The 20,060-nt window shown below is 70.1% G+C and carries 13 protein-coding genes; 2 read left to right on the top strand and 11 right to left on the bottom strand.

All coding sequences use genetic code 11. The features are described 5' to 3' along the window. Nucleotides 1-40: 40 nt before the first annotated feature. On the bottom strand, nt 41-1,531 hold the full coding sequence (ahcY, locus tag VF106_RS06035; RefSeq protein WP_330838562.1) for an adenosylhomocysteinase: 1,491 nt from the start codon (nt 1,529-1,531) through the stop codon (nt 41-43). 65 nt (nt 1,532-1,596) lie between these two features. Here ahcY and VF106_RS06030 point away from each other — a divergent pair, with 65 nt between their 5' ends. After that, the gene (locus VF106_RS06030) at nt 1,597-3,918 is read left to right on the top strand and encodes a hypothetical protein (protein WP_330838561.1); all 2,322 of its coding nucleotides are present in this window, start codon (nt 1,597-1,599) and stop codon (nt 3,916-3,918) included. Nucleotides 3,919-4,150: 232 nt separating this feature from the next. Here the strand turns inward: VF106_RS06030 and VF106_RS06025 are convergent, their stop codons facing one another. The 10 genes from VF106_RS06025 to VF106_RS05980 all read right to left on the bottom strand — a co-directional run bounded on the left by VF106_RS06025 (nt 4,151) and on the right by VF106_RS05980 (nt 19,448). Next, nucleotides 4,151-7,390, bottom strand: coding sequence for a S8 family peptidase (locus VF106_RS06025; RefSeq protein ID WP_330838560.1), 3,240 nt, complete (start codon nt 7,388-7,390; stop codon nt 4,151-4,153). 134 nt (nt 7,391-7,524) lie between these two features. Next, nucleotides 7,525-10,761: a S8 family peptidase gene (locus tag VF106_RS06020; RefSeq protein ID WP_330838559.1), complete on the bottom strand. Its 3,237-nt coding sequence runs from the start codon at nt 10,759-10,761 to the stop codon at nt 7,525-7,527. Between the two features lie 92 nt (nt 10,762-10,853). Further along, nucleotides 10,854-12,095 (bottom strand): glutamate mutase L, encoded by a 1,242-nt coding sequence (locus VF106_RS06015; protein WP_330838558.1) that lies wholly within the window; start codon nt 12,093-12,095, stop codon nt 10,854-10,856. Then, nucleotides 12,079-13,572: an amino acid permease gene (locus VF106_RS06010; RefSeq protein ID WP_330838557.1), complete on the bottom strand. Its 1,494-nt coding sequence runs from the start codon at nt 13,570-13,572 to the stop codon at nt 12,079-12,081. Before VF106_RS06010 ends, VF106_RS06015 begins: the two co-directional genes overlap by 17 nt. Before the next feature lie 78 nt (nt 13,573-13,650). Beyond that, the gene (locus VF106_RS06005; protein WP_330838556.1) at nt 13,651-14,571 is read right to left on the bottom strand and encodes a cation diffusion facilitator family transporter; all 921 of its coding nucleotides are present in this window, start codon (nt 14,569-14,571) and stop codon (nt 13,651-13,653) included. Between the two features lie 50 nt (nt 14,572-14,621). After that, on the bottom strand, nt 14,622-15,821 hold the full coding sequence (gene manA / locus VF106_RS06000; protein ID WP_330838555.1) for a mannose-6-phosphate isomerase, class I: 1,200 nt from the start codon (nt 15,819-15,821) through the stop codon (nt 14,622-14,624). Between the two features lie 7 nt (nt 15,822-15,828). Then, nucleotides 15,829-16,929, bottom strand: a complete 1,101-nt coding sequence (locus tag VF106_RS05995; protein WP_330838554.1) for a phosphoheptose isomerase family protein — start codon at nt 16,927-16,929, stop codon at nt 15,829-15,831. A 43-nt stretch (nt 16,930-16,972) separates the two neighbouring features. Beyond that, a complete protein-coding gene (locus VF106_RS05990; protein ID WP_330838553.1) occupies nt 16,973-17,182 on the bottom strand; it encodes a Trm112 family protein in 210 nt (69 codons plus the stop codon). A gap of 16 nt (nt 17,183-17,198) precedes the next feature. After that, nucleotides 17,199-18,554, bottom strand: coding sequence for a phosphomannomutase/phosphoglucomutase (locus VF106_RS05985; protein WP_330838552.1), 1,356 nt, complete (start codon nt 18,552-18,554; stop codon nt 17,199-17,201). A gap of 525 nt (nt 18,555-19,079) precedes the next feature. Then, nucleotides 19,080-19,448: a DUF3499 domain-containing protein gene (locus VF106_RS05980; protein ID WP_330838551.1), complete on the bottom strand. Its 369-nt coding sequence runs from the start codon at nt 19,446-19,448 to the stop codon at nt 19,080-19,082. 93 nt (nt 19,449-19,541) lie between these two features. Here VF106_RS05980 and VF106_RS05975 point away from each other — a divergent pair, with 93 nt between their 5' ends. Next, nucleotides 19,542-20,015 carry a metallopeptidase family protein gene (locus VF106_RS05975; protein WP_330838550.1) on the top strand — a complete coding sequence of 158 codons (474 nt, stop codon included), beginning with the start codon at nt 19,542-19,544 and terminating at the stop codon, nt 20,013-20,015. Nucleotides 20,016-20,060 lie beyond the last annotated feature (45 nt).

The raw sequence follows: 20,060 nt of genomic DNA, 5'->3' as shown, positions 1-20,060 counted from the left end.
CCGGCTCCCGCATGCGGGAGCCGGCTTCTCGCGGGTGAGATCAGTAGCGGTAGTGGTCCGACTTGTACGGGCCCTCGACGTCGACGTCGATGTACTCCGCCTGCTCCTTGGTCAGCTTCGTGAGCTGGCCGCCCAGCGCCTCCAGGTGGATGCGGGCGACCTTCTCGTCGAGCTTCTTCGGGAGGCGGTAGACCTCCTTGTCGTACTCCTCGTTCTTGGTGAACAGCTCGATCTGCGCGATCACCTGGTTGGAGAAGGAGTTCGACATGACGAACGACGGGTGGCCGGTCGCGTTGCCGAGGTTCATCAGGCGGCCCTCGGACAGCACGATGATCGAGTGGCCGTCCGGGAACACCCACTCGTCGACCTGCGGCTTGATGTTGATCCGGCGGACGCCGGGGTAGCGCGCGAGGCCGGCCATGTCGATCTCGTTGTCGAAGTGGCCGACGTTGCCGACGATCGCCTGGTGCTTCATCTTGGCCATGTGCTCGGCCATCACGATGTCCTTGTTGCCGGTCGTCGTGATGATGATGTCGGCACGGTCCAGCACGTCCTCCAGCCGCTGGACGTCGTAGCCGTCCATGGCCGCCTGCAGGGCGCAGATCGGGTCGATCTCGGTGATGATGACCCGGGCGCCCTGGCCACGCAGCGACTCCGCCGAACCCTTGCCGACGTCGCCGTAGCCGCAGACCACCGCGACCTTGCCGCCGATCAGGACGTCGGTGCCGCGGTTGATGCCGTCGATCAGCGAGTGGCGGATGCCGTAGCGGTTGTCGAACTTCGACTTGGTGACCGAGTCGTTGACGTTGATCGCCGGGAAGAGCAGCTCACCGGCCGCCGCCAGCTGGTACAGCCGCAGCACGCCGGTCGTGGTCTCCTCGGTGACGCCCTTGATCTCCTGGCCGGCCTGGGTCCACTTCTGCTTGTCGGACTCCAGCGAGTTGCGCAGCAGTTCGAGGACGACCTTCCACTCCTCGGAGTCGTTGTCGTCCGGCTGCGGCACGACACCGGCCGCCTCGTACTGCGTGCCCTTGTGGATCAGCAGGGTCGCGTCCCCGCCGTCGTCCAGCAGCATGTTCGGCACGGCGCTACCCGGCCAGGTGAGCATCCTGTCGGTGCACCACCAGTACTCCTCGAGCGTCTCGCCCTTCCACGCGAACACCGGGACGCCCTTGGGCTCCTCCGGCGTGCCGTGCGGGCCGACGACGACCGCCGCCGCGGCGTGGTCCTGCGTCGAGAAGATGTTGCATGACGCCCAGCGCACCTCCGCGCCCAGGTGGACCAGGGTCTCGATGAGCACCGCGGTCTGCACGGTCATGTGTAGCGAGCCGGAGATCCGCGCCCCGCGCAGCGGATAAACCTCCGCGTATTCACGGCGAAACGCCATCAGGCCGGGCATCTCGTGCTCAGCGAGCCGAATTTCCTTGCGCCCGAACTCGGCGAGCGACAGATCCGCCACCGCGAAATCGAGGTCACCCACCTGTCGCGAGTACCGGGAGATGGTCTCGCTCTCGGTGTTAACTGCGGTCATCCCGTGCATCCTCCAAACCTTTCAGCCCTCAGAACACTACCGTTGCCACTAGTCGACTCACTGGAGTGCCCGTCGAGCCAGAGGAGGAAGGCCTGTTGTACCCGCCCGGGCCGGACACCCGCGTGATCGAGTTACGTGTGCACGGCGCGATGGGCACCAGGCCGGAGGCGCTGGTCTCGGCGGTCGCCGCGGTCGATGTCGCCGGTGACGGCGTCGGGCGGATCGTCCAGCCGGCCGACCGGCTCCTGCGGCCCGCGCCAGGCCCCGTGCTGCGGGCGGAGGGCCAGTCGATCCCACGGGTCGTCGAGGGTTACGCCTGGGCCGGGATGACCTCGGGTGGCGCGGCGAAGGCGGCGTGGGCGCTGCTGTTCCCGTTCGCGCTGGCCAACGTCGCGCACTGGATGTTGCCGCCCGTGCCGAGCGGGCACCAGCTCGCCACCCGGCTGGGCCTCGCCGCCCGCACGCTGCTGCGACTCGCCGCCGTGTTACTCACCGTGTTACTCGTCACGCAGGCCGCGGTCGTCAGCCTGGACCTGCTCGCGGCGCAGTGCCTGGCACCCGGCTCGCCGTGCCTGGCGGGCACGGTGCCGAACTGGCTGCGTGAGACGTACCTGTTCCGGCCGGCGGTCGGGCTGGTGCCGGTGGTGCTGACGATCTACGTGCTGCACCGGATCTCGTGCGTGGCCTGGGAGGTGGCCGACACGGGCAACCCGCCGCCGACGCCGCCGAACTCGCGTGTGCAGCTGCCCGGCACGAACCTGGTCGCCGATCCGGACACGCCGACGTTGCGGGCACTGCACCTGGTGGCGGCGCTCGCGACCGTCGCGCTGCTCCCCCTCGGCGGCCCGCTGACGATGCCGGCCGAACCCGTGGCCGTGGCGCTGTGGACGTTGGCGCTGATCCTGCTGGTCGTCGCGCTGCTCGGGGTGCTGCTGCTGGACGACCCGAGGGGCGCGTCACCGGTCGGCGCCGGCGCCTGGTTGCGGAGGGCGCTGGGCCCGTGGACGCGACGAGCGCTGTTCGCGACCGGTGGCGTGCTGGTCGCGGCCGCCGCGGCGAGCCGTGACCCGCTGATGCTGACCGGCACCCGACAGACGGTCGAGGCGGTCGCCGCCGTGCTCATCGTGGTCGTCGTGCTGTTCGGCGTGCTGCTGGTGCCGGCCGCACGGATCGCGCGACGCGAGTGGCGCGGCCGGCCGAGGGAGCTCCGTCCGTGGGCCGGCGGCTGGATGGCGGCGCCGGTGGTAGCGGTGGCGGCGCTGCTGGGCGGCGGCTTCGGCGCGGGGCTGGGCTACGCGGTGCGCAAGCTGCTCGGCACCGAGGGCATGCAGGTGCCACCGGGGTACGAGCCGGTGACGTTGCTGTGGGGCGCTGGCGCTGTGCTCGGGGTGGTGGTCGCGGCGGTGGGGGCGCCGTTCGCACTGGTCAAGCTGCGGAGGATCGAGTCGGCGGAGGCCCGCGTGCTCGGCTCGCCGGTACGGGAGTGGCGGCTCGCGGGGTGGCAGCGGCGGCATCTGCACCACGTGGTGCTGGCGTGTGCCGGCGCGCTGTGCGCGGGCGCGGTGGTGGCCGTGTACCTGCGGTTCACCGACGTGCCGACCTGGCTGCGGCCGTTGTCGACGATCGGGGTGCTGGCACTGGGCGCGCTGGCGGGCGGGCTACTGCGGGCGGTGTACAACGCGGCGCGGGCACCGGACTCGGCGCGGCAGCTGGGAGTGCTGGCGGACCTGGCGTGTTTCTGGCCGAGGGAAGCGCACCCGATCGTGCCGCCCTGCTACGCGATGAAGGTGGCGCCGGAGCTGGCGGCGCGGACGGTGTCGCACCTGCGCGAGCCCGGCACGAGGGTGGTGCTGGTCGGCGAGAGCCACGGCAGCCTGCTGGTGGTCGTGGCGGCGGCCCGGCTGCTGAACTCACTGAACGAACCGGAACGACGGCGGATCGGCGTGATGACGGTCGGCTCGCAGCTGCAGTGGGCGTACACCCGGGCGTTCCCGGCGGTGCTGCCGTTCACCGCGCTTGGCGGGCTGGCGGCCGAACTCGGCACGAGGTGGCGTTCACTGTGCCGGGGCACGGACCCCCTGGGCGGCGCGGTCACCACGTGGCGGCGGCAAGTGTTCGAGAACTCGATGCTGGGCATGGGTTTCCGCCCCGACGGGACACCGGGACCCCTGTCCGCGGCGACGTGCGGGCCATCGGGGGCGCTGGTACTGGGCCTCGACCACTGGCTGCCGGACCCACCGCGCGGGCCCACCCCCGGCCGCCGGTGGACACCCGGCCTGCAGCGACACGACAACTACTCGGCCGACCCGGAATGGGACCGCGCGGTGGCCATGGCAGCCGGCCTGGACCCCGCGGACCCACCGACGCTGCTGCAGCTACCGAAGTAGTTGTCCACAGCACACCGAGTTGTCCACAGGCAAGATCCACATCCCTCTGATTGTCACCCCCTACCGGTAGACTGGCACGGCGGGACGCCCCCGGGATCGGGTGGGGGTTGGGTTAGTTCTGAGGCCGGCTTTCGGTTTGCGTTGAGCGCGCTGCGGTTTGTGGCTGCGTTGACGTTTGTGGCAAAGGGAATGCGAGGCCACGGCTAGCGGGCCTCGCATTCCCTTTGCTGGCTTACTTCTTCAGTGCGTAGGCGTGGATGACGGTCGCCTTCGCGGTGTTGCCCGCGTTGTCCGAGACCGACCACCGCAGCGACGCGTACTGCGCGCCCCTCGGATGGTTGACCTCAGCCATCCACTGTCCATTGTGGCTGCTCAGACGGACCTTCTGCCACGTCGCCCCGTCGTCGTAGGAGATCTCGACGGCCGGGGTGTTCACCTGACCCACCTGCTGGACACCGTTGCGCTGCACGTACACCGGGAAACGGAACTTCTTCCCGGCCGGAGCCGCGTTGTGGTTGTCCAGGTTCGGGGCGAAGCGGACCGCCAGGACCGGGATCGGCGTCTTTGTCCCGGTGCGGGCGGAGCGGAACGTCCACTCCGCGTCGATCCGGGTCGACAGTGGACCGGTCATGGTCGCGGTCGTGCGTAGCGCGTAGGTGGCCTCCTCAGGAGACAGTCTGGCGAACATCGAGCCAGGGCCGGGATTTTCGGCGATCACCTCGCCGTCGCGGAGCAGCGCCGAGGCACCTACCTGATAACCCTCCTCGTTCGTGAAGTTGCCGTCGACGTCGGCGTTCTGGTCGCCGTGCATGTTCAGGAGGAACATCAGGTCGTCGCCTGCACGGGAGATGTACCCGCCCTGCTCGTCAGGGGCGGGGTTGTACGCCAGCCCCGGCCCGATCACGCCGACGTTCCACCGCTCGTGGGTAGTTCGGCCCAGTTCGTACGACCTCGGGGTGAAGACGTTGAGGTGCATGCCGTTCCTCGACACCGGGTCCCACGTGGTGGCCTCGTCGAAGTACGGGCGCCACTCGGTGCCGGGTGAGTAGTACTCGGTCATCGTGTACGGCAGCGGCATCGTGACAACGCCTTCGCGGACGCCGATCTTGCCCCCGGTGGCGACCGCGTACGACGAGATGACCTTCGCGAGCTGCCTGTCGTGGATCACCTTCTTCGGATTCGCTGGCACGGCGCCGTCGCTGACGTCGCGGAGGTTGTACAGATAGGGGCTGGCGTGGAAACCGGGTTCCACGCCGGTGCCGTCCGGCTTCGCGAGCTGCGCTTCCATCGCGAACTCGAAGTCGCCTGGCGCAGCGGTCAGGGACGGGCGGGTGACGATGTTGTCGAAGCTCTGGCTGACCCAGCCGCTTCCGATCGTGTCCCAGTCGGTGGTCATCCGGTACGAGTGTGCCGTCCGGAACGGAGCCGCCTCCCGCTTGTCGACCGTGAAGCCGAGGGGCCGGCCGTCCCGCGCGTCGAACGTGTACTCCGTGTGGCCACGATCCACCACGAACGCGGGCTCGGTGAAGTCGGCCTTCCAGGGCCTGTCCGCCCCTTCGGTCACAAAACCGTCGAAGAAGTACGTGCCCTTCGGCACTCGCACGACGGTCGTCCCGGACACGTCGTAGCTCGTGTACAGCTTCGGGTTGGCGGTGTCCACGATCCGGAACCCGTAGTCCGGGGTCGGTTTCCCGGCGCGGTCGAGGAAGGTGAGCTTCACGTCGAAGGTCTCGACCTCGCTGTCCACCGCGATCGGGGTACGCACGCCGGCTCCACCGCCGGTCGCGACCACCGCCCCGCTGAAGGAGCCCTCGACGTCCCGGGTGTCGGCGGTCACCCTGACGTCCGCTGTCCCGCCTGCCGGCACGGTAATCTGGGCTGGGGACACCGTGAACATACCCACGGGAGCGCCCGCCGCCTCAGCGGCAACGTCCAGGGTCACCGGCGACGAGCCGGAGTTGGTGTAGGTGAGCGTCTTCGTGATCGGCTCGTCGTCATCGTGCGGGTACAGGACCAACCCGTAGCTCAGGCTCGCCGGTGACGCGAAGACGTTCGCATCGACCGCCGCGGCGACGTCGACCCGACCCGCGCCCTGCTCGTACGCCGACAGCTCGGTGTTCGCCTTCGAGCTGGCCATGAGTGTCGACTTGAGACGGTCCGCCGGCCAGTCCGGGTGCTGCCCGGCGAGGATCGCGGCGGCGCCTGCCACGTGCGGGGTCGCCATCGAGGTGCCCGACAGCGACACGTAGCCATCATCGGCAGGATTGCCGATCCAGCCGTTCGCCGCCTTGGCCGCCACGATGTCCACACCCGGTGCGGTGATGTCCGGCTTGATCGCCCCGTCCCCGAGGCGCGGCCCACGGCTGGAGAAGTGGGCGAGGCCGTCGTTCCGGTCCACGGCACCGACCGTCAGCGCGGCGTCGGCCGCCCCCGGACTGGCGACGGTCCGGTCGCCCGGGCCGGCGTTGCCCGCGGCGATGACGAACAACGTCCCCGTCTCGGCGGTGATCTGGTTGACCGCCTGTGACATGGGATCGGCGCCGTCACTCGCCTCCCGGGTACCGAGACTCATGTTGACCACGTCCGCGCCGCTCGCGGCAGCCCACTCCATGCCGGCGATGATCCACGACTCGTACCCGCCGCCCGCGTCGTCAAGCACCTTGCCGTTCAACAGCTTGGTGTTCGGCGCGACGCCCTTGTTCTTCGCGCCGTCGCCGGTGATGATCGACGCAACGTGCGTGCCGTGACCGAAGTAGTCGTCCGTACCGGTCGCGCTGTCGGTGAAGTCCTGCGCGCCGATCACCGCGTCGTCCAGGTCCGGGTGCGTCGCGTCGATGCCGGTGTCCAGCACCGCCACCGTGGTGCCTTCCCCGGTGTGGCCGGCGTTCCAGGCCGAGGGAGCGCCGATCTGCGGCACGCTTCGATCCAGAGTGGCCTTGACCGGACCGTCCAGCCAGATCTTCCTCGCCGAGTCGCGCGTGGTCTCCCAGAACGTCGTGGTCTTCTCCGCACGCATCGCGACCGCACTCATCGCCGGCAGCTCACGCTCCACCCGCGCACCGGCCGCCCTGGGTGTGGCGCCCGGGTAGTCGACGATCACCGGCAGGTCCTTGCGGTCCGCGTCGCCGTAACCGGACCTGGCCAGCTCGCTGACATCGAACAGGCGGGGGTCCAGCTTGCCGGAGGACACCCCGGTCAGCGCGTCCTCCGGGACGACGTTGAGGTCACCGTCGATGTCGGTGTAGGTGCGGAAATCCAGGTGCTCACGGCCTTTCGCCGCGACCACGTCGAACCCGTTCGGGCCTCCCAACGTGACGACATCGCCGGTCAGGAGGGTGACGGTGGTATCCGCTCCCGGTGTCGCGGCCGGCAGTGTCACCGCCGGTGGAGCTGCCGCGGCGGGACCGGCCGTACTGGCGGTCGCCGCGACGAGTAAGCCCGCCAACGCGAAGCGGGCTCTTCCGTGGCTCATCCACTCTCCCTGGTGCAAGGCGACAGCACCTCGCCGGCTGCCGCTCCAGTGAGTACGACACCACCGGGGACGGCGACGTTGAGTGGCAAGCGAAAGCGAGGCCGCGGCGGGCCTCGCTTTCGCTTGCCGGCTCGCTACTTCAGGGCGTAGGCGTGGATGATCGTCGCCTTCGCGGAGTTGCCCGCGTTGTCCGAGACCGACCACCGCAGTGACGCGAACTGCGCGCCGACCGGGTTGTTGACCTCGGCCTGCCACTTGCCGTTGCTCCAGATGAGACGAGCCCTCTGCCACGTCCCGCCGTCGTTGTAGGAGACCTCCACCAACGGCGGGTTCACCTGACCCGGTTCGTCGACCCCGTTGCGCTGTGTGTGAACCGGGAAGCGGAACCGCCCGGCCGGCGCGGCGTTGTGGTCGTCCAGGTTCGGGGCGAGCCGCACTGCCAGGGCCGGGATCGGCGTCGGAGTGTCGCCGGCGACGTGGCCGGAGCGGAACGTCCACTCGGCATCGACGCGGGTGGACAGTGGACCGGGCTTGGACGCACTGGTGCGCAGTGTGTAGATGGCCTCCTCAGCGGGCAGGCGGGTGCGGAAGACCGTGCCCGGATACGGCTCGTCGCTGATGACCGCACCGTCGCGGAGGAGTTGGGTGCTGCCCGGGCGGTCGTTGCCCACGGTCCAGAAGTAACCGTTGGCGTCGGTGTTCTGGTCGCCGTACACGGCGATGGACGCCTGGAACTCGTCGCCGAGACGGGCGAACTCACCCAGCCTGTCCGGGGCGGACGCCAACCCCGGCCCGAACACCCCGACGTTCCACCGCTCCTGGTACACCGTGCCCGCCTGATAGGTCCGCGCGGAGAAGACGGAGCTGGAGAAGCCGTCCGAGAGGTTCGCCCCTGGGATGGCTTCCTGGAAGTAGGGACGCCAGTCGACGCCAGGTGAGTAGTACTCGGTCAGCGTGTACGGCAACGGCATCGACACCATGCTGTCCCGGACGCCGATCCGGTCCGGTGTGGCGACCGCGTGCGTCGAGACGACCTTGGCCAGCTCAATCCTGCGCATCACGTGGGTCAGGTCCGCCGGCACGCTGTCTTCCTCGGCGTACGCCACGTGGAACAGGTACGGGCTGGCGTGGAACCCCGGCCACGTGCCGGTGCCGTCCGGCCTGGCGAACTCGCCGCGCATCTCGAAGTCGAAGTTCTGCGACGACGTGCGGGACGGCCGGGAGAAGAGGTTGCGGAAGTCCGTGCGGTACAGGCCGCTGCCGGTCAGTCCCCATTCGGTGGTCATCCGGTAGTCGAGCAACGCGCTTCCCGCCGCGGCGGCCGCCTGGTCGACGCTGAGCGCGACCGGCACGCCGTCCCGCGCGTCGAGCGTGAACTCGGTGTCACGGTCGACCACGAGCGCGGGCTCGGTGAAGTCGGTCGAGGGCCACGGCCACTGACCGTTGTTCGTCCACGCATGACCGTCGAGGAAGTACGTGCCCTTCGGCACCCGCACCACGCTCGTGCCGGACGGGTCGTAGCTTCGGAAGGCCCTCGGGTTGGCGAGGTCCACCAACCGGTAGTCGTAGCCCGAGGTCGGGTTTCCGTTGTGGTCGAGAACCTTGAACGTCACGTTGTAGCTCTCGACCTCGCTCTCCAGGGCGATCGGGACACGCACCCGGGTGTTCCCGCCCGCCGCCACGACCGTGCCGGAGAAAACACCTTCGGCGCCGGCGACGCGCGTGTCCGCGGTCAGCGAGACGTCCGCGACCCCGCCTGCCGGCACGGTGACCTGGCTGGGGGAAACGGTGAACAGCCCCGCCGGGGCGTCCATCTCGACGGTGACGTCCAGAGTCACGGGCGCGGCACCCGAGTTCCGATAGGTGATCTTCTTCGTGATCGGCTGGTCGTCGTGGTGCGGGTACAGCACCGTGCCGAAGCCCATGCTCGCCGGCGCCGCGGACACAGTCCCCTGAGTTCCCACGGCCGCCGCCACGTCCACCCGGCCGGCACCCTGCTCGAACGCGCTCAGCCCGTCGGCCGGCTCCGCGCTGCCCATGAGCGTGCTCTTGAGCAGTTCGGGGCCCCAGTCCGGGTGCACGCCGGCGAGGATCGCGGCGGCGCCGGCCACGTGCGGAGTGGCCATCGAGGTGCCGGACGCGGCGGTGTAGCGGTCGTTGACCGGCGAGCCCATGCTGGTGCCGGCAGCCCGCGCGGCGACGATGTCCACGCCAGGTGCGGTGATGTCCGGCTTGATCGCCCCGTCCCCGATGCGCGGGCCGCGGCTGGAGAACCCGGCCAGTTTGTCGTCCCGGTCCACCGCGCCGACGGTCAGCGCGGCGTCGGCCGCTCCGGGACTACCGACGGACACGGCGTCAGGGCCGTTGTTGCCCGCGGCGATGACGAACAACGTGCCCTTCTCGGCGGTGATCCGGTTGACCGCCTGCGACATCGGGTCGGTGCCGTCGCTCGCATTCCAGGTGCCGAGGCTCATGTTGACCACGTCGGCGCCGTTCGCGGCCGCCCACTCCATGCCGGCGATGATCCACGACTCCTGCCCGCCGCCGCCGTCGTCGAGCACCTTGCCGTTCAACAGCTTCGCGTCCGGTGCGACGCCCTTGTAGCGGTCACCGGAGCCGGTGATGGTCGACGCGACGTGTGTGCCGTGGCCGAACCGGTCGGTCGTGCCGGCCGCGCTCGGCGTGAAGTTCTGTGCGCCGACCACCGCATCGTCCAGGTCCGGGTGTGTGGCGTCGATCCCGGTGTCGAGCACGGCCACCTTGGTGCCGGCCCCGGTGTGCCCGGCCGCCCACGCGTCTGGTGCGCCGATCTGCGCGGCGCTGTGGTCCAGTGACACCGTCACCCGGCCGTCCAGCCAGATCTTGCTCGCCGAGGTGAGAGCCGCCGACCAGAACGCCGGGCCCTTCTCCGCGCGCATCGCGACCGCGCCCATCGACGGCAGCTCGCGAACGTCGCTGGTGCCCGCCACTCTCGGTGTGGCGCCGGGATAGTCGACGATCAGCGGCACGTCCTTCCGGTCCACGTCGCCGTAGCCGGACCTGGCCAGCTCGCTCACGTCGAACAGGCGTCGGTCGAGTTGGCCGGAAGCAACGCCCGCCAGCGCGTCCTCCGGGATGACGGTGACGTCGCCGTCGACCTCGGTGTACGTGCGGAATCCAATGTGTTCACGGCCTTTCGCCGCGACCACGTCCGCTCCGGTCGGTCCGCCCAACGTGACGAGATCACCGGTCAGGAGTGTGACCGTGGTGGCCGCACCCAGTGCTCGCGCCTGCGCCACCGCGGCAGGCGCCGCGACCGCGGGCCCGGCCGTGACGGCCGTGGCCGCGACGAGTAGACCCACGCAGGCAGCGCGGGCTCTTCGGATGTTCATCCGTTCTCCCCAGAATCAGACGGCGGCCCCCAGTTCGCCACCGCTCATTGAAAGGACACGGGCGAGGCCGGGAAGGTTGCCAACCAAACGGCCTAACTCAGTGCGGCCAACAGCGCGGCGGCGGGCGCGATGTGCCCGGCCAGGGCCAGCAGACCGGCGGGGCCGAGCCGGCCTTCCCGGTCCACGACGATCCTGGCCTCGCGCAGCACCGGGCCCAGGTCCGCCCGCAGCGCCTTCTCCACTCCGGTCAGCGAGGCCGCGTGGCGGAAGACACCACCCGACAGCACCAGCACCGTCGCGCCCTTCGGGCCGAGCTGTCCCACCATGCCCAGGTGACGGCGGATCGCCAGCGTCGCGGCCAGCCGCGCGATGCGCAGGTCCGCCTCGTGTTCCTCGTCGGTCGAGGGGACAAGGTCCACGTTCTCGTTGCGATGGGCGGCTTTCGCCGCGAGGTCGGTGTCGGGCGGCAGGAGGCGTTCGGTGACCGCCTCCGCCACGACGCCAGGGGCGCTCACGCGCATACCGATATCGCCCTCGACCGTCCTGCGGTCCGGCGGCAGCGCCACAGCACTCCGATTGTCCACTGTGGATACCGAGGAGTAGACGTCCGTCGTGGCGCCGCCGACGTCGACGACCAGGACGGCGCCGTCCTCCTGTGCCGCCAACGTGGAGACGCCGGAGAGCACCGCGTCCGGGGTCACCGCGCCCACCATGCGGCGGAAGCGTGGCCCGCGCGACAGGCCCTTGCCGCCGATCACGTGTGCCAGGAACACCTCGCGGATCGCCGCGCGTGCCGGCCCGGGAGCCAGCTCACCCACGTCCGGCAACACGTTGTCGGTCGCCACCACCGTCCGGCCACGCAACGACTCCAGCGCGGCGTCCTGCACCTGCTTGTTCCCGGCCAGCACCACCGGCACCGCGATCCTGGCTTTCGCCAGGCGGGAGGCGTTGTGCAGCAACACCTTCTCGTCACCGCCGTCGGTACCGCCGACCAGCAGCACCACGTCCGGGCGCGCCGCCCGCAATGCGTACACATTGGACAGCGGGCCGGCCGAGACGTGCACGACCTTCGCGCCGGCCGACAGCGCCACGCGGTAACCCGCTTCGGCGCTCACCAGTCGCTCGTGCCCCACGACCGCGAGTCGCAAACCGCCCCCGGCGGACGAGCAGGCCAGCACCTCGGCCTCGCCGGGGAGCGCCTCGGTCACCGCGGCGACGCCGTCCAGCACCTCCGGCGGTGTGGTTCTGTGTTGTGCCACGGCGAGAAGCGTGCCGTCCTCGGCGACCAGCGCGCCCTTCGTCCACGTGGAACCGACGTCAAGACATCGGAACATGCTTGTCCAGCAACGATTTCCGCCGGCCGTAGACGAAGTACACCACGACCCCGATCAGCATCCACACGAAGAACCGCAGCCACGTCAGGATGGTCAGGTTCACCATCAGCCACAGGCACGCACCGATCGCCAGCACCCCGATCACGGGCAGCGCCGGTACCCGGAACCCTCGCGGCAGGTCCGGACGGGTCCGCCGCAGCACCATCACACCCGCCGACACCAGCACGAACGCGAACAGCGTGCCGATGTTGACCATCTCCTCCAGCTTGCCGGCCGGGAAGAACGTGGCCGCCGCCGCGACCAGCACACCGACCAGAATGGTCGCCCGCGCCGGGGTGCCCCGCGCACCCGTGCGGGACAGGCCGTGCGGCACCAGGCCGTCGCGGGCCATCGCGAACAGCACGCGGATCTGGCCCAGCATCAGCACCATCACGACCGTGGTGAGGCCGGCCAGCGCGCCGATCGAGATGATGTTCGCCGCCCAGTCCACGCCGTTGAGCGCGAACGCCGTGGCGAGGGTCTTGCGTTCACCGTCCGGCCCGGTGGCGAGGTCGGTGTAGGAGACCATGCCGGTCACCACCAGCGACACCGCCACGTACAGCACGGTCACGATCGCCAGCGAGCCGAGGATGCCGCGTGGCACGGCACGTTTCGGGTCCTTCGTCTCCTCGGCCGTGGTCGCCACGATGTCGAAGCCGATGAACGCGAAGAACACCAGCGACGCGCCGGCCAACAGCCCGAAGACGCCGAACGCGGAGGTCGTGCCGCCGGCCAGCCACGAGAAGACGGTCTGGTCGACGCCCGTGGAGGCCGTGCTGCCGCTCTCCGTCGGCGGGATGTACGGGTCGTAGTTCGCGGCCTTGATGTAGAAGAACCCGAAGACGATCACGAACAGCACGATGACGACCTTGATGCTGGTGATCACCATGCTGACCCGCGACGACAGCTTCGTGCCCGCCGCGAGCAGGCCGGTCAACGCGACGATGAGGAGCAGCGCGCCCCAGTTGACGGTCACGCTCCCGATCTCGAACGTGGTCGACACCCCGTCGCCGAACAGGTAGGCGAGCACCGTGCGCAGGTACTCCGACCAGCCGGTGGCGACCGCGGCCGACGCGACCGCGAACTCCAGCACCAGGTCCCAGCCGATGATCCAAGCGACGAACTCGCCGAACGTGGCGTACGAGTAGGTGTACGCGCTGCCCGCGACCGGCACCGTGGACGCGAACTCGGCGTAGCACAACGCGGCAAGCCCGCACGCCACGCCGGCGAGCACGAACGCGAGCGACACCGACGGTCCGGTGAGGTCGCCCGCGGTCCGCGCGGTGAGCGTGAAGATGCCCGCGCCGATGATGACGGCGACGCCGAAGACCGTGAGGTCCCACGCGCTGAGGTTCTTCTTCAACCGCGAGCCGGGCTCGTCGGTGTCCTGGATCGACTGTTCTACGGATTTCGTGCGCAACAACCCGGTTCCGGGCACACCGGCCTCCTGTCCCCGATCTCTGGCCGACGATAACGCCGATCGGGCCCAGCGTGTTACGGAGAAGGGGTCAACGCCTCACGTTGTGGCAGGTGTGCGGTCCAGGTCCGGTTCGAGGTAGATCAGGCGGGCCGCTGGCACGGCATCGCGGACGCGGGACTCGGCTGCGTCGATCTCGGCGGCGACCTCGGTCAGCTGGAGCCCGGGCTCCAGTGCGATCTTGGCCGCCACCAGCAGCTCGTCCGGGCCGATGTACTGCGAGCGAATGTGGATCAGGCGCTGCACCCGGCCGCCCTCCAGCGCCGCGGTGATGGCGTCCAGCTCGTTCGGGGTGGCACCCTCACCGATCAGGAGGCTCTTCATCTCGATGATCAGGATGATGGCGATCACGCCGAGCAGAGCGCCGATCATGAGCGTGCCGACGCCGTCCCACATCGGGTCGTCCGTGATGACCGCCAGGCCGACACCGAACAGCGCGAACACCAGGCCGAACAGCGCGCCGGCGTCCTCAAGCAGCACCACCGGCAGCTCCGGGGTCCGCGACTGGCGGATGAAACCCCACCACGTCACGTCGCCCTTGATCTTGCGCGACTCCACGATCGCGGTGCGGAAACTGTAGGTCTCCAGCCCGATCGCGACCACCAGGATCAACACCGCGACGATCGGGGTGGTGAGTGGCTCGGGGTGTTGCAGCTTGTGGATGCCCTCGTAGATCGCGAACGCCGACCCCAGCGAGAACAGCATCAGCGCGACGATGAACGAGTAGAAGTACCGGTCCCGGCCGAACCCGAACGGGTGCTCCTTGGTCGCCTTGCGCTGGGACGTCTTCTGTCCCAGGAGCAGCAGGCCCTGGTTGGACGTGTCCGCGACCGAGTGCACGGCCTCGGCGAGCATCGACGACGCTCCGGTGATCGCGAAGCCGATGAACTTGGCCACCGCGATGCCCGCGTTCGCCGCGAGCGCCGCGAGAATCGCCTTGGTCCCGCCCCCTGTAGCCACAGCCGCTCCCTCACGCCATGTCGGATTTGTCGCGTGTGCAGATTAGAGAGTCAGGCGAGATCGCCCAAGCCAGGGGTTGCCGCGAACGCCCGTACGTATGCCTCGGCCGGCGACAACACCACGTCCGGGTCGGTCGCCGGGATCCACAACGCCTGACCCCGCCCCAGTGTCAGGTCCGACACCGTGAGCGTGCCGTCGATGGTAACCACGATGCGCGGGGTGCCGCCGGGTAGCGTCACGGGCTCGCGGGTGCCGTCCGTCCACTCCAGCCTGGACAGTTCGAACTCCGGCGCCGGGGTCCGGTAGACGTGCCGGGCCCCCACCGGCTCACCCGTCGTCACCGCCATGTCACCGCAGCTGAAGTCCAGCACCCGTAACAGCTCGGGCACGTCGACGTGCTTGGGCGTCAGGCCGCCGCGCAGCACGTTGTCCGAGTTGGCCAGCACCTCGACGCCCGTGCCGTGCAGGTAGGCGTGCAGGTTCCCGGCCGGCAGGAAGATCGCCTCGCCCGGCGCCAGCACCAGGCGGTTCAGCAGCAGCGCCGCCAACACGCCAGCGTCGCCCGGGTAGCTCTCGCCCAGCTCCAGGACCGTCCGGCACTCCTGTTCGAACGAGCCGTGCTCCTTGACGTGCAGCACGCACTCGTCGAGCAGCTCCGGCAGCAGCGCGTCGATGGCCGGCTGCGGCAGCGTGATCCATGTCGTGAACAGCGCACGCAGGCCGTCGCTGTTCGGCTCCCCCGCCAGCAGGTCGACGTACGGGGCGAGGCCGGGCGTCGACACCGACCGTAGTAACTCGACAGTCCGATGTGGATCGCGGAACCCGGCCAGCGCGTGGAACTCCGTCAGCGCGCACAGCAGTTCCGGCTTCGGCGTCGGGTCCGGGTAGTTGCGGTTCCCCGCGTCCCTGGCGATCCCGCGGGCCTCCTCGCGGGCATACCCCTCCGCGGCCTGTTCGGCCGACGGGTGCGCCTGCAGACTGAGCGGTTCCTCGGCGGCGAGGACCTTCAACAGGAACGGCAGCCTGCCGGCCCAGCGGGCCGCGACGGCCTCGCCGAGCTGGCCCTTCGGGTCCGCCGCCAGCACGTCCAGAAGCGGCTTGTCGCCGACGCGGGACGGGTCACCCGGATGGGCGCCCAGCCACAGCTCCGCCTCCGGGTGCGGCGCCGGCACCGGCTTGCCAAGCAGGTCGGCGATGGCGGTCCGGGAACCCCAGGCGTAAGGCCTTACGGGGTTGTCAAGCAGCTCCACGAAGGTCTCACTCTCTTGGCCGGGCCGGCAGGTACCTGGCGGTGCCGCCGGTCGTCCCGGCCGCCAGCCCCAGGTAGAGGGCGGCCAGTTCGAAACGCAGCGCGAGCACCATCGCGACTGCCGTCGTGTCCGCGGTGATCTCCTCGCCCGGCGCGACCAGGTCGGCGTCGGGCAGCATCTCCGCCGCCATCCGGCGCACCGGGTCGGTCGGCAGCGCGTTCACGGCCAGCAGGAACGCACGCAGCGGCGACGTGGCGGACGGGTCGAGGTCGTCGGGGTCGGCGAAGATGTCGGTGCCCGCGGCGGCCTGCGTGGCGGCGCGGTGCAGGGCGGTGCGGCTCGCGGCCTGCTGGTACGGGGCAACGTCGCACACGAGGTCGGTGTGGGTGGCCAGTGTCTGCGCCGCGTACATCGCCACACCGGTCGCCACGTCGTCGAGACCCCACAGCAGCGGGGTCCGCTCGGCGAGCCGCAGCGCCAGCGACTTGGCCGGATTGACGAACGTCTCGTGCTGCATGTGGTCGCGCTCGGCCTCGCGGTCCAGTTCGTCGGCCACCATGTCGAGGTCGGTGCGCAGCAGCTCCAGCGTGGTGCACGCGAGCAGGCCGGCGGCGAGCGCACGGGGGAAGCCGAAGCCGGGCGGCACCGGCACGCGCGGGGTGATCAGCACGGCCTGGCCTGCGGCGGCCGCGGCGACCGGGCCGTCCTCGGGGGCGGTCAGCACGACGCTCGCGCCGTAACGGCCGGCACGGTCGATCGACTCGGCCAGCTCGATGTCACCCGGGTCGTCGGTGTGGGCGACGAGCACGTCCAGCGGGCCGAGCCACGGCGGGGCGGTGTCGGTGAGCACGACCGGCACCGGGCAGGCGCGGCCGAGCAGCATCATCAGCACCTTGGCCGCGACGGGACCGAGACCGGGCCTGGTCAGCAGCACCAGGGCCCGCGGGCGGTGGCCGGCGAGCCGGGCGATGTCCGCCTCGCGGCCGGCCTCCACCGTGGCACGCACCTGCGCACCCGCCCGTGCGGACGCGGGGAGCAGCCCGTCGGCGTCGACGTCGGCCAACCGGCCGAGGTCGTCGAGAAGGGTGTCGTCGACCGCCGCGCTCACGGCCCCTCTCCTAGCGCCTCAGGTTTCGCCCCGCAAGGTCCTCTCACTCCTCAGCACTCTCCTTGGCCGGCATGATCGCCTCGTCGAGCAACAGCACCGGGATGCCGTCCTCGACCCGGAACTGCCGGCCGCACGACGTGCAGGTCAGCACGTCCGCCTCCGGGTCGGTCGGCGAGCCGACGTGCAGTGGCGCGTGGTCGTCGGAAGGACACGCGAGGATCTCCATGAGCCTCGGGTCGAGCTGGACGGCCATGTCCTCTCCTCTTTGTTCAGGCCCGGACGATCCCGAGCACCTCGTCGCGGATGGCCGCGACGCCGGCCTCGTCCGGTGCCTCGATGTTCAGCCGCAGCAGTGGCTCCGTGTTGGACGGTCGCAGGTTGAACCAGCCTCCGCCAGGCAGTTCCACGGTAAGCCCGTCCAACTCGTCCGTGCGTACCCCGTCCCGGGCTTCGAAAGCCTCCTTGACGGCTGCCATCCGGCCGGCCTGGTCCGCCACTGTCGAGTTGATCTCGCCGGACGCCGCGTAGCGGCTGTACTCGCTGGTCAGCTCGGACAGCGGCTGGTCCTGCTCGCCGAGGGCGGCGAGCACGTGCAGAGCGGCGAGCATGCCGGTGTCGGCACGCCAGAAGTCGCGGAAGTAGTAGTGGGCGGAGTGCTCGCCGCCGAAGATCGCGCCCGTCCTCGCCATCTCGGCCTTGATGAACGAGTGGCCGACGCGGGTGCGGACCGGCTTGCCGCCGTGCTCGGCGACGATCTCCGGCACGCCCTTCGACGTGATCAGGTTGTGGATGATCGTGCCGCCGGGGTCCTTGGCCAGCTCACGCACGGCGACCAGGGCGGTGATCGTGCTCGGCGGCACCGGCTCGCCCCGCTCGTCGACCACGAAGCAGCGGTCCGCGTCGCCGTCGAACGCGAGCCCCGCGTCCGCGCCAACCTCCCGGACCTTGGCCTGCAGGTCGACGATGTTCTTCGGGTCGAGGGGGTTGGCCTCGTGGTTGGGGAAGCTGCCGTCCAGCTCGAAGTACATCGGGACGATCTCGAGCGGCAGGCCCTCGAACATCGGCGGCACGGTGTGCCCGCCCATGCCGTTGCCGGCGTCGACGACGACCTTCAGTGGCCGGCTACCGCTCAGGTCGACGAGTTTGTGCAGGTAGGCGACGTACTCGGTGAGCATGTCACGGGTCTCGAGCCTGCCGGCCGTCTTGCCCTCGGACGGCGCGGTGCCGGCCTCGACCTCGCGCTGGATGTCGGTGAGGCCCGTGTCCTGGCCGACCGGGGCGGCGCCGGCGCGGCACAGCTTGATGCCGTTGTACTTGGCCGGGTTGTGGCTCGCGGTGAACATGGCGCCCGGCAGGTTGAGGTGGCCGGAGGCGAAGTAGAGCATGTCGGTGCTGGCGAGGCCGATCAGCACGACGTCGACGCCCTCGCGGGTGACGCCCTCGGCGAACGCGTTCGCCAGCCCAGGGCTCGACGCGCGCATGTCGTGGCCGATCACGATCGCGCCGGCCTCGGCCGACTGGCGGGCGAACGCCGCGCCGATGTCCCGGACGAGGTCCGTGTCGAGTTGTTCGCCGACGACGCCGCGGATGTCGTAGGCCTTGAAGACTCCGGACAGGTCACGCACCAGTGCTCCCCGAGAGGTCAGCGGATTTGCCTCAGGCGAGCCTACCGGCGCGGAGGTCAAGCGTCCGTAGGTGTTACTCGGTTCTGTGTCGGCGGGCCGGCCGACCCTCGCAACCCTGTTCGAATGTGTCCCGAACAAACCCGAACAGCGTTTTCACAGTCCACCCCCGGAAACAAGATCTTCGTGACCTGGTACGACGGCTGCAGCGACGGCCAGCCGGGGCCTGCCAACCAGGGCTGCCAGAGCGGTCCGACCGCGGCCCAGAACCCGAAGAAGGGCGTGCAGGTCAGCATCTACACACCAGGCAGATCTTCGACATGACCGAGCGGCACGGCACCCATAAGTGGGTCCCCGGCGACGTGACCAAGGTCGGCCGGCACAACAACCAGTGGTACAGCCACGGCTACCTGAGGACCTCAGCTACGACACGAGCGGCGGGCGGGTCTACTCACTCTCGGAGTACTACGGCAGGCGGGCGATCTACTCGGTACCCGCCAACTTCTGAGCTGACCCGGTGACCGGTGCCTAGTCGGTCACCGGGTCCGGCAGGACGCGCAGATGACCCCGGCGACCCGTGGTCGTGTTGACCGCGGGCTCGGGCGCCGGCTCGACGGGACGGTCGGGCCGGCCCGCCTCACGGACCGCCTCGGCGAGCGCGGTCAGGTCGTCGACCGTCGGCTCGGGGGCGGCGAACTCGCCGTCGTGCCGGACAACCTCCCAGCCCCTCGGGACCGTCAGGCGCAACGCATGCTCCTCGCACAGGTCGTAGCTGTGCGGCTCGGAGTAGGTCGCGAGCGGTCCGACGACGGCGGTCGACTCGGCATAGGCGTAGGTCAGCGTCGCGACCGCCGGGCTTCCGCACCCGGTACGCGAACACTTCCGCACGCTTCGCACGAACGTGGACGATAGCGCGTCGCGATGGAAATAGCCGCTCGCCACACCGTGGTCGTGTACACCCCGGTGCGGGCACTGGATACGCTCAAGCCCGTGACCTCGACACGTGGCCGTCTCGGGCGCAGGCGGCGCCCCAACCGGGACCGCCATGGCCGTGGGCTGCGCGGCTCGCTGTACCCGTCGACGCTGCCGGCGGCGTCCACCCGTGCCGAGCGGTTCGACGCGCTGGTCCTGGCCGCCCTGGAACCGATCGAGGCACGCTGGCGCACCGAGCTCACGAAGCTGGACGTGGCGGTCGACGACGTCCCCGACGTCCGAGGTGACGACCCGACCATCGCGGCGGAAGGCACCCTGACGGACGCGGGCGTCCCCCTGGCCCGCCTGGTCCCGGCCGGCGTGGACCGCCGAGGCCAACCGACGAAGGCCCGCATAGTCCTGTTCCGCCGCCCACTGGAAGCCAGGGCACGAGACGGCGCGGACCTGGCGGACCTGGTCCACCACGTCCTGGTAGACCAGGTAGCCAACTATCTGGGCGTAGACCCCACGGTCATAGACGGCGAAGCCTGACCCGCGCGCGAGTCCAACCGCACAGACCCGCGTGTCCAACAATCT

This window comes from Actinophytocola sp. (genome assembly GCF_036378875.1).
Taxonomy (GTDB): domain Bacteria; phylum Actinomycetota; class Actinomycetes; order Mycobacteriales; family Pseudonocardiaceae; genus Actinophytocola.
Note: the sequence above shows the minus strand (reverse complement) of the source record. Positions and strands in the feature narration are given on the sequence as shown.

Bases quoted from the DNA above. Each gene is read 5' to 3' on its own strand.
- ahcY (WP_330838562.1), bottom strand. From the start codon at position 1,531: ATGACCGCAGTTAACACCGAGAGCGAGACCATCTCCCGGTACTCGCGA.
- VF106_RS06025 (WP_330838560.1), bottom strand. From the start codon at position 7,390: ATGAGCCACGGAAGAGCCCGCTTCGCGTTGGCGGGCTTACTCGTCGCG.
- VF106_RS06020 (WP_330838559.1), bottom strand. From the start codon at position 10,761: ATGAACATCCGAAGAGCCCGCGCTGCCTGCGTGGGTCTACTCGTCGCG.
- VF106_RS06015 (WP_330838558.1), bottom strand. From the start codon at position 12,095: ATGTTCCGATGTCTTGACGTCGGTTCCACGTGGACGAAGGGCGCGCTG.
- VF106_RS05990 (WP_330838553.1), bottom strand. From the start codon at position 17,182: ATGGCCGTCCAGCTCGACCCGAGGCTCATGGAGATCCTCGCGTGTCCT.